The sequence below is a fragment of the Micromonospora sp. URMC 105 genome, from assembly GCF_051386295.1.
Classification (GTDB): domain Bacteria; phylum Actinomycetota; class Actinomycetes; order Mycobacteriales; family Micromonosporaceae; genus Micromonospora.
Genome location: NZ_JBPQTL010000064.1, coordinates 21,245 through 31,204 on the forward strand (window position 1 = coordinate 21,245; position 9,960 = coordinate 31,204).

Annotated in this window: 10 protein-coding genes; 5 read left to right on the plus strand and 5 right to left on the minus strand. The window is 72.1% G+C overall.

Going from position 1 to position 9,960, the window contains the following annotated elements; all coding sequences use genetic code 11:
- Positions 1–47 precede the first annotated feature (47 nt).
- From ACSNN7_RS19860 to ACSNN7_RS19870, 3 genes are read left to right on the plus strand one after another with little or no spacing between them, the layout of a single operon-like run.
- Positions 48–965 carry a CPBP family glutamic-type intramembrane protease gene (locus ACSNN7_RS19860; protein WP_436682349.1) on the plus strand — a complete coding sequence of 306 codons (918 nt, stop codon included), beginning with the start codon at positions 48–50 and terminating at the stop codon, positions 963–965.
- The gene (locus ACSNN7_RS19865; RefSeq protein ID WP_436682351.1) at positions 962–2,275 is read left to right on the plus strand and encodes a sensor histidine kinase; all 1,314 of its coding nucleotides are present in this window, start codon (positions 962–964) and stop codon (positions 2,273–2,275) included. Before ACSNN7_RS19860 ends, ACSNN7_RS19865 begins: the two co-directional genes overlap by 4 nt.
- On the plus strand, positions 2,263–2,907 hold the full coding sequence (locus ACSNN7_RS19870) for a response regulator (protein ID WP_436682353.1): 645 nt from the start codon (positions 2,263–2,265) through the stop codon (positions 2,905–2,907). Before ACSNN7_RS19865 ends, ACSNN7_RS19870 begins: the two co-directional genes overlap by 13 nt.
- 63 nt (positions 2,908–2,970) lie before the next feature.
- On the opposite strand, the gene ACSNN7_RS19875 is transcribed toward ACSNN7_RS19870, so the two are convergent.
- The 5 genes from ACSNN7_RS19875 to glnA all read right to left on the minus strand — a co-directional run bounded on the left by ACSNN7_RS19875 (position 2,971) and on the right by glnA (position 6,943).
- Positions 2,971–3,546: a hypothetical protein gene (locus tag ACSNN7_RS19875; RefSeq protein ID WP_436682355.1), complete on the minus strand. Its 576-nt coding sequence runs from the start codon at positions 3,544–3,546 to the stop codon at positions 2,971–2,973.
- 326 nt (positions 3,547–3,872) lie between these two features.
- The gene (locus tag ACSNN7_RS19880) at positions 3,873–4,247 is read right to left on the minus strand and encodes a VOC family protein (protein ID WP_436682357.1); all 375 of its coding nucleotides are present in this window, start codon (positions 4,245–4,247) and stop codon (positions 3,873–3,875) included.
- 112 nt (positions 4,248–4,359) lie between these two features.
- Positions 4,360–5,052, minus strand: coding sequence for a helix-turn-helix transcriptional regulator (locus tag ACSNN7_RS19885; protein WP_436682359.1), 693 nt, complete (start codon positions 5,050–5,052; stop codon positions 4,360–4,362).
- A 35-nt stretch (positions 5,053–5,087) separates the two neighbouring features.
- Positions 5,088–5,513, minus strand: a complete 426-nt coding sequence (locus tag ACSNN7_RS19890; RefSeq protein WP_334450100.1) for a DUF350 domain-containing protein — start codon at positions 5,511–5,513, stop codon at positions 5,088–5,090.
- Between the two features lie 80 nt (positions 5,514–5,593).
- Entirely contained in the window at positions 5,594–6,943 is a 1,350-nt protein-coding gene (glnA, locus tag ACSNN7_RS19895; RefSeq protein ID WP_436682361.1) for a type I glutamate--ammonia ligase, read from the minus strand.
- A 214-nt stretch (positions 6,944–7,157) separates the two neighbouring features.
- Here glnA and ACSNN7_RS19900 point away from each other — a divergent pair, with 214 nt between their 5' ends.
- Both ACSNN7_RS19900 and panB read left to right on the plus strand, forming a co-directional pair.
- Positions 7,158–8,918 carry an NAD+ synthase gene (locus tag ACSNN7_RS19900; protein ID WP_436682363.1) on the plus strand — a complete coding sequence of 587 codons (1,761 nt, stop codon included), beginning with the start codon at positions 7,158–7,160 and terminating at the stop codon, positions 8,916–8,918.
- Between the two features lie 161 nt (positions 8,919–9,079).
- Positions 9,080–9,925 (plus strand): 3-methyl-2-oxobutanoate hydroxymethyltransferase, encoded by an 846-nt coding sequence (panB, locus tag ACSNN7_RS19905; protein ID WP_436682365.1) that lies wholly within the window; start codon positions 9,080–9,082, stop codon positions 9,923–9,925.
- Positions 9,926–9,960: the final 35 nt, after the last annotated feature.

Sequence of the window (9,960 nt, forward strand, 5' to 3'; positions counted from 1 at the left end):
GGGCAGCCCGGTACTCTTCGTCGGCCCCGCTCCCTAGCGTCGAACGCATGCAACTGTTGATCGATTCGGAGCGTCGGCTGCTCCTCCCGCTACGGCTGGCTGGCTATGTGGTGACGGTGCTCGCCGCTGCGGCGGGGGTCACCTACGGGATCGTCGGTTCCGGCGCCGCGACGTGGATCGTGGTCCTGGCGACGGTTGCCGCATTCGCCACGACGATGCTCGTCACGAAACTCTTCCGCCGATATGTCGACCGGCGTCCGTGGAGCGACATCGGGATGCCGCTGCCCGGACGACGTGAGCTGATCGGCCTTGCCGCCGGGTTCGTCGTCGGCGTCGCTGCCATCGCTGCCTGGTTCGGCATCGAGCTGGCCGCCGGCTGGACGCAGGTCATCGCATGGTCAGTGGACGCTCGAGGCGCCGTACCTGCCGCGCTCGCCGTCGTCTCCGGAGCTGTGCTCGTGCTGTTGCGGGCAGCGGTCGAGGAGGTCGCTTTCCGGGGGTACGTCTTCGCCAACCTGGCGGAGCGGATGCCTGTGCCCCTCGCGGCGCTGGTTGCTGCTGTGGTCTTCGCGCTGCTGCACCTGTTCGGCGGTGTCACCTCGATCGGGTACTTCGTCGCCGGGATGGCCGAGTTCGTGCTGTTCGCATGTCTGCTCACCGCCGCGCGGGTGTTCACCGGCACGCTGTGGGCGGCCATCGGCATCCATGGCGGCTGGAACTGGGCACAGGACTACCTGTTGGGCGTCGGCACGGCGACTGAGCCGGACCATGGCGACGCGTTGCTGCAGCTGCGGTTGACCGGACCGGGATGGGCTGTCGGCGGCACCGGCAATGTCGACGCCGGCCTGGTGAACTTCATCGCCCTGGCCGTGGTGACCGTCGGCGTGCTGGTGCTCGCCTGCTGGCGAGCCTCCGCCGGGGAGCGCCGAGTGAGCATCGCGTGCTTGACTGACGACCGATCATGACGAGAGTACGGAACACTCCGCCGGCCAGGACACGCTCAGCCAGCACGCGGCTGGTCGGGGTGCTGTCGGCGCCCGTACGAGCGGACACCTGGCGGTACAGCGCCCATCTTCTCCTGGGCGCTCCGGTTGGCGCGCTCATGGTCGCTTATGTCGGCCTGACCGGCTACGCGACAGTTGCCGGTCTGACGGTCGTGGGTCTCGCCTTGCTCGCGATGCTGGTGCGCGGCACACGGCTCGCGACCTGGCCGGAGCAGTGGCGGGCGCGGGTGCTGTTGCGCCTCGAGCTGCCGTTGCCGGCTGTCGTGCGGCGACGGTCGCCCGGCATCGTCGGCTGGGTTCGCGACGGGCTCACCGACGTCACCGGCTGGCGCATCCTGGCGTTCCTGCTACCCAGCGGGCCGCTGGCGATCGCGATGGCGTACGCCACCGTCCTCGTCTGGGCGCTGCCCGCCGCAGCGGCCACCTATCCGGTGTGGTGCTGGTACACCCCGCCCGGCTGGAACGGGCTCGACGTCGCGGGGACTCGGTGGCACCCGGACGTCTGGCCGTACCCGCTGCTGGTCGGCCTGGTAGGGCTCGCGGGCCTGGTGGCCGCGGCCTGGGTCGTACGGGGTCTGGCCGCTCTCGACCGGCTACGGTTGCGATGGATGCTGCGGCCGGACGTAGGCCCCGACCTGGCTCGGGTGCTGGAGCGTCGCCGCGACCAGGCAGTGGAACAGGCCGGGGCGCATCTGCGGCGGATCGAGCGTGATCTCCACGACGGCGCGCAGGTGCAGATGGTGGCCGTAGCCATGGAGCTGGGGCGGGCTCGGCGGGAACTCGACGGCGGTGGTGACCCGCAGGCGGTGGCGCGTCACGTCGCCGTCGCGCATGAACAGGCCAAGCAGGCACTGACGGAGCTGCGAGACCTGGCCCGCGGCATCTACCCCGCAGTGCTGACCGATCTGGGGCTGGAAGGCGCGCTGCCGCTGCTCGTGGCGCGCTGTCCAATCCCGGTTGTCCTCGACCTCGACGTCGCGCGACGCCCGTCCGCCGCGGTCGAGTCGACGGCCTATTTCTGTGTGGGCGAGTTGCTCGCCAACGCGGCGAAGCACGGCAGTGCCGGGCGGATCCACGTCGCCGTGGTCCGCGACGCGGCAGCCTTGCGGCTTCAGGTTCGCGACGACGGTGCGGGTGGCGCCGCGATCGTCGTGGGCGGCGGACTCGCCGGGCTGGTCGACCGCGCGGAAAGCCTTGGCGGTCGGCTCCAACTCGACAGCCCGGCCGGTGGGCCGACGATCATCACCGTGGAGCTGCCGTGCGCATCGTGATCGCGGAGGACGCCGCACTGCTCCGTGACGGACTACGGCGGCTGCTCACCGACACCGGCCATGCCGTCGTGGCCGCCGTCGACACAGCCGACGCACTGCTCGACGCGGTCGACCAGCACGACCCCGACCTTGCCGTCGTCGACATCCGGATGCCGCCGACGTTCACCGACGAGGGTATGCAGGCCGCGCTGACCATCCGGGCGTCACAACCGACGGTCGGGATCCTGCTGCTGTCCCAGTACGTCGCCGAGCGATATACCAGCGAGCTGCTCGCCGATTCCCACGGCGGGCTCGGCTACCTGCTCAAGGACCGGGTGGCCGACATCGGCGACTTCCTCGACGCAGTCGAGCGGATCGGCGCCGGCGGCACGGTCCTCGACCCGGAGGTGGTCCGGCAGCTGCTCGGCCGAAGCCGTCGCGCCGATCGCCTCGAGGCGCTGACAGAGCGTGAACGCGACGTGCTTGCCGGGATGGCCGAAGGCAGGTCGAACGGGTCGATCGCCGCTGCTCTGCACCTGTCCGAGAGTTCCGTGGAGAAGTACGTCGCGTCGATCTTCGCCAAGTTGAACCTGGCCAGCGATCGTGACACCAACCGGCGCGTCCTCGCTGTCGTCACCTACCTGAGGTCCTGAACCCACCCCGCCGGGCGTCGACGTCCTGGCAGTCAACGCAGTGGCGAGCAGGAACTCCCTCGGTCAGCGCGGACCCGATACCTCGGTGATCGTAGCCGTTCCTCGCACCGGCGTGCCTTCGTGCATGGTGATCGTCTGCGCCGGCCGAAGACCCCGCCACGCGACGGGAGCCATGGGAGCCAGGCGGATCGGTCCCGTCGCTCCAGGAGCCAGCTCTGGCGCGCTCTCGACCCAGATCCGTGCGACACGAAGGTCGGGGTGGCCCTCGGGCATGTACTGGCCGATGTGCCATAGCGGCCGCAACACGCCCTGACCAGGTATGGGGGTCCGCCGGCCACCATCGGCGGCCGGCACGAGCGTCAGCTCGGCGCGGATGATCCCATGGATGCTCTCCCAGTGACGCCATCGGCACCAAGCGGCCGTGTCGCTGAGCCGCATCAAATCCGCGGCCTCGGCCAACAGGTCCCACCACTCCGCACCGGCAGGCCATTCGTCGAGGTCGGCGAGAAGGTCAAGGGCAATTTCCCACTCGTGGTGCTGCAGGTACTCCCGTACCTCGGCGACCCTCGCTCCGGCCTCGTCGGCGGCGTTCGCCGCAACCATCGTGGCCGCTCGATCGAGCAGGTCGGGAACATCCACCTCGGCATTGTGCCGGTCACACCGCCTAGTCGGCGACGGCGTAACCGGCAGTGCGCGCTCGTGCCGCGTTGAGCGGTGCGCTCCGGCAGGGGTAGACCAAGCCGCTCTCACGCAGCGGCGCCACCGCGCGCCGCGTCGGCCCGACCTCCTGGACAATCGCGGACTCACTCGAGGTCGGCCGGCGCGGGGCACCTCGCCCCGGCACCCCACCGCCGAGCGAGCCGGCCACGGGGCGCCGGCCGGTCGCGTCGCTCGATCGGCTCGGGATGGGCGATGTGGCGGTGTCCGAGTGACCGGGACGCCGCCACATCGCGTACCGGCGGGGCTCAGGCGGATGGCGGGGGCGTGAAGACGCCGAGGTGGTTGCCGGCCGGGTCGAGCAGGTGGGCGAAGGTGAGCCCGCTCGGCGCGGTCTGCACCGGCACCAGCACCTTGCCGCCGGCCGCTTCGGCGCGCCGGCAGGTCTCCGCCACGTCGGCGACCTCCGCGTAGAAGACCGCGTAGTTCGGCGACGTCCCGTGGGTGGCCCGGATCGCTCCGCCGATCCCCTCGCCCTCGCCGGCTGCGGTGACCCGGTACGACCCGCCGTCGGGGGCGCCCTGCTCCTCGAAGGTCCAGCCGAACAGCTCGCCGTAGAAGCGCTGCGCCTCGTCCGGCCGGTCCGTGCCGATCTCGAACCAGGTGATGGGCGTGGTGGACATGCTGCCTCCCGTTCCCGCGCCGGCCCGGGCGGCCGGCGTCGTCGGGAACCAGCCTCGACCCCGCCCGCGACACCGTCCTGTCGGTGTTTCCGGCCCGGTCGGCGGGAACCGCTCAGACCAGGCTCAGCGCACGCACCCGCTCGTGCGGGATGTCCAGGTCGGCGAGGCGCAGCTCCCGGGTCACCACCTCGGGCAGCGCCTCCACCCCGAGGATCCGGTCGGTGCGGAAGCAGCGCAGCCCGTCGCGCAGCCGGCACCAGGCGAGCAGGTACCAGTGCCGGGGGTTGCCGAGGTAGCCCAGCGGCTCGACCTCGCGCGCCGACGCCGCGCCGGCGCGGTCGGCGTACCGCAGGCGGAGCACGCGCCGCGCGGCGACCGCGTCGGCGACGACGGCCGGGACGGGCGTGGCCGGCCCGTCGCCGATCAGATGCACCCGGCCGGCGAGCCGGTGCGCCTCGGCCGCGTCGGCGGCCGGCATCACCGCGAGCAGCTTGCGCAGCGCGGTGGCGCCCGCCCCGGCGAACGGTGTGCCGGCGAGCCGGTGCAGCGCGACGGCCATCGCGACCGCCTCGGCGGCGGTCAGGTTGACCGGCGGCAGGGTGTGCGCCCGGTCGACCACGTAGCCGCCGGTGCGGCCCGGCTCGGCCCAGATCGGCACGCCGGAGCCCTGCAACGCGGCGATGTCCCGCTCGATGGTGCGGGTGCTCACCTCGAAGCGCCCGGCCAGCCAGCGGGCGCTGCGCGGCCGGGGCGACACCGCCCGCAGCTCCTCCACCAGCGCGTAGAGACGGTCGGTGCGGTTCACCCCCGGAAACTAGGCCGGGGGTACGACAGCGGCGCTCAGGCGATGCAGGCGCAGACGATCAGCGCGGCGCCGAAGTGGGTGGCGGCGCTGACCCGGGCCGCCGGGTGCGGCTCCTCCGAGCAGATCACCTCGCCTAGCTTGCCCGGGGTGAGCAGGTCGAGCACGAAGAAGGCCAGCGCCATGATGGCCAGCCCGATCAGCCCGAAGATCACCGTGGAGGCGAGGCCCTTGGCGAAGTCGCTGTAGCTGGTCAGGATCGCGGTGAAGACGATCCCGGCGATGCCGAGCTGGTTGGCGGCGAGCAGCAGCGCGGCGTTGCCGTTGCGCCGCACCCAGATCAGCTCGCGCAGCCTCCCCGGGGTCAGCACGTCGACCAGCAGGAAGCCGGCCGCCATCAGGGCCACCCCGACGACGCCGAACACCACGCTCTGCCACGCCCCGCTGAGCAGATCCTCCAGCACCGAATGCCTCCCGGCCTCCTACGCCCGGCGAGGATGCCGGCGCGGTGATCGAGACGATAGCGGCACCGCGCCACCGCGATCTAGAGCGACAGGTACCGCTGCCGCTCGTACGGGGTGACCTCGCGGCGGTACTGCTCCCACTCGGCGCGCTTGTTGCGCAGGAAGAAGTCGAAGACGTGCTCGCCGAGCACCTCGGCGATCAGCTCCGAGCCGGCCATCACGTCGATCGCCTCGGCGAGGTTCTCCGGCAGCGCCTCGTACCCCATGGCCCGCCGCTCGGCGCTGGTCAGCGACCACACGTCGTCCTCGGCGCCCGGCGGCAGCTCGTAGCCCTCCTCGATGCCCTTGAGCCCGGCGCCGAGCAGCACCGCGAAGGCGAGGTACGGGTTGGTCGCCGAGTCCAGCGAGCGGACCTCCACCCGGGCCGAGTTCGGCTTGCCGTACGCGGGCACCCGGACCAGGGCCGACCGGTTCAGGTGGCCCCAGCAGACGTACGCCGGGCTCTCGGTGATCCGGTCCGGCAGCGCCAGCGGGAAGAGCCGCTTGTACGAGTTGACCCACTGGTTGGTGACCGCGGTGTACTCCCGGGCGTGCATCAGCAGCCCGGCGATGAACGACTTGGCCACCTTGGAGAGCTTCATCGGGTCGCCGGCGTCGTGGAAGGCGTTGCGCTCGCCCTCGAACAGCGACAGGTGCGTGTGCATCCCGCTGCCCGGCTGGTCGGTGAAGGGCTTGGGCATGAAGCTGGCCTGCACGCCGGTGGAGAGCGCCACCTCCTTGACCACGTGCCGGAAGGTCATGATGTTGTCGGCGGTGGTGAGCGCGTCGGCGTAGCGCAGGTCGATCTCCTGCTGGCCGGGGGCCACCTCGTGGTGGCTGAACTCCACCGAGATGCCGATCCGTTCCAGGGCCAGCACGGCCTGGCGGCGGAAGTCGCGCGCTACGGCGTGCGTGGTGTGCTCGAAGTAGCCGCCGGTGTCCACCGGCGTCGGCACCGAGCCGTCCTGCGCGCCGTTCTCCAGCAGGAAGAACTCGATCTCCGGGTGGGTGTAGAAGGTGAAGCCCTTCTCGGCCGCCTTGGAGAGCATCCGGCGCAGCACGTGCCGCGGGTCCGCCCAGGAGGGTCCGCCGTCGGGGAGCAGGATGTCGCAGAACATCCGGGCGCTTTCGCCGCTGACCCCGCCCTCGAAGGGGAAGACCTGGAAGGTGGTCGGATCCGGCATGGCCACCATGTCGGACTCGAAGACCCGGGCGAAGCCCTCGATCGCGGAGCCGTCGAAGCCGATGCCCTCCTCGAAGGCCGCCTCCAGCTCGGCGGGGGCGACCGACACGCTCTTCAGCGTGCCGAGCACGTCGGTGAACCACAGCCGGACGAACCGGATGTCCCGCTCTTCCAGCGTACGGAGGACGAACTCCTGCTGACGGTCCACTTCCCCAACCCCTCGCGACACTCTTCGTCCGCCTTCGACCGGGCTGCGCCCGACCTGACCGCCCAGTCTCCCCGGGCCTCGTTACGCCGACGTTACGCGACGCACCGCCGGCCGTCCCGTCGTGTCCCGCCCGGCGGCCGGCTGCCGCGCCGGGTGGCCGCCGTCTCGTCCCGGCCACCGGTACGCTCCGCCGACGCTGGGGCAAGATGAGGACATGCCCACCCTGCGTCTCGCCCTGTCACAGGTCAACCCGACCGTCGGCGACCTCGCCGGCAACGCCGAACTGGTCCGCACCTGGACCCGCCGGGCCGCCGACGCCGGCGCCCAGCTCGTCGCGTTCCCGGAGATGATGCTGACCGGCTACCCGGTCGAGGACCTGGTCTTCCGCCGTTCCTTCGTCGCGGCGTCGAAGGCCGCGCTGCAGCGGCTCGCGGCCGACCTGGCCGCGGACGGCCTCGGTGACCTGCCGGTCGTGGTCGGCTACCTGGACGCGGACGGCCCGCCGCAGGTCGGCGGGGACGCCCAGCCCGGCCGGGGCGCCCGCAACGCCGCCGCGCTGCTGCACTCCGGCGGCGTCGCGGCCACCTACTTCAAGCACCACCTGCCCAACTACGGCGTCTTCGACGAGGACCGGTACTTCCTCCCCGGCGACGCCCTCACCGTCGTCCGGGTGGGCGGGGTGGACGTCGCCCTGACCATCTGCGAGGACCTCTGGCAGGCCGGCGGCCCGTTCGCGGTGGCCCGGCAGGCCGGGGTGGGGCTGGTGGTCAACATCAACGGCTCGCCGTACGAGCTGAACAAGGACGACATCCGGCTGCCGCTGGTCCGCCGCCGGGCCGCCGAGGCCGGCGCGCCCATCGCGTACGTCAACATGATCGGCGGCCAGGACGAGCTGGTCTTCGAGGGCGACTCGATGATCGTGGCGGCCGACGGCACGCTGCTCGCCCGCGCCCCGCAGTTCGTCGAGCACCTGCTGCTGCACGACGTCGAGCTGCCCGAGGCGGGTCCGGACCGGGCCGACGACGAGGAGCTGGCCGACGGGATGCGGATCGTCCGCCGTACCGTCGGGTCCGTCCCGGCGTCCCCGGCGGGCCCGGCGGCCGTCGGCGGGGTGATGGAGCCGGTCGCCGACGAGGCCGAGGTGTGGCAGGCGCTGGTGCTGGGCCTGCGCGACTACGTCAACAAGAACCGTTTCCCGTCGGTGGTGCTGGGCCTCTCCGGCGGCATCGACTCGGCGGTGGTGGCGGCGCTCGCGGTCGACGCGCTCGGGCCGCAGCGGGTGGTCGGGGTGTCCCTGCCCAGCCAGCACTCCTCGGAGCACTCCCGGGCCGACGCCGAGGAGCTGGGCAAGCGGACCGGGCTGGACTACCGGGTCGAGCCGATCCAGCCGATGGTGGACACCTTCCTGGCCAACATGTCGCTGTCCGGGGTGGCGGTGGAGAACCTCCAGGCCCGGGTCCGGGGCGTGATCCTGATGGCGCTGTCGAACCAGGAGGGCCACCTGGTCCTCACCACCGGCAACAAGAGCGAGCTGGCGGTGGGCTACTCGACGCTGTACGGCGACTCGGTCGGCGGCTTCAACCCGGTCAAGGACGTCTGGAAGACGCTGATCTGGCGGCTGGCGAAGTGGCGCAACGCCGAGGCGGCCGCCCGGGGCGAGACCCCGCCGATCCCGGAGAACTCGATCGGCAAGCCGCCGTCGGCCGAGCTGAGCCCCGGTCAGCTCGACAGCGACAGCCTGCCCGAGTACGACGTGCTCGACCCGATCCTGATCGGCTACGTCGACGGCGACCTGGGCCGCGACGGGCTGGTGGAGTCCGGTCACGACCCGGCGGTCGTCGACCGGGTGCTCCGACTGGTGGACATCGCCGAGTACAAGCGCCGGCAGTCCGCGCCGGGCACGAAGATCTCCATGAAGGCGTTCGGACGCGACCGGCGGCTGCCCATCACCAACCGGTGGCGCGAGGACGGCTGAACGGGCCGATGGCGGTGCGGCGGCGACCGTTCGGAGTCCCGCCGCACCGGCTCCGCCGAGTGAAATCCTGCACTGTGCCCTGCCGTGAGGCGGTCGTCCGGTGCGACGATCGCGACGGAACCCGGGGACCGCGACGGCGGCCTCGAGGAAAGGAGACAGTCATGGTGGAGTCCACCCCGACCGAGGTGACCGCCCTCTACGGCGGCCCGGCCACCCGGCGGGTACGCACCCGCGACCTGATCGCCGCCAAGGAGCGCGGCGACCGCTGGTCGATGCTCACCTCGTACGACCAGTACACGGCCTCGATCTTCGACGCGGCCGGCATTCCGGTGCTGCTGGTCGGCGACTCGGCGGCGAACAACGTGTTCGGCTACGAGACCACCCTGCCGGTGACCGCCGAGGAGCTGCTGCCGCTGGTCCGGGCCGTGGTCCGGGCGACGAAGCACTCGCTGATCGTCGGCGACCTGCCCTTCGGCTCGTACGAGGAGGGCCCCACCCAGGCGCTGCGCACGGCGGTGCGGTTCATGAAGGAGGGCGGCTGCCACGCGGTGAAGCTGGAGGGCGGCCGGCGCTGCGCCGACCAGATCGCCGCGATCGTCGGCGCCGGCATCCCGGTGATGGCGCACATCGGCTTCACCCCGCAGAGCGAGCACACCCTGGGCGGCTACCGGGTCCAGGGGCGTGGCGACGCCGCCGACGAGGTGATCGCCGACGCGCGGGCGGTCGCCGAGGCGGGCGCCTTCGCGGTGGTGCTGGAGATGGTGCCGGGCGAGGTGGCCAAGCGGATCACCGCGGAGCTGCCGATCCCGACGGTGGGCATCGGCGCCGGGCCGGACACCGACGCCCAGGTGCTGGTCTGGCAGGACATGGCCGGGCTGCGTACCGGCCGGGCGCCGCGGTTCGTCAAGCGCTACGCCGACCTGGCCGGGGCGCTGACCGAGGCGACCCGGCGCTTCGCCGACGAGGTACGCGGGGGCGAGTTCCCCGCCGCCGAGCACACCTTCTGACGTACGGCCGGGGGGGGGGGGGGGGGGGGGGGGGG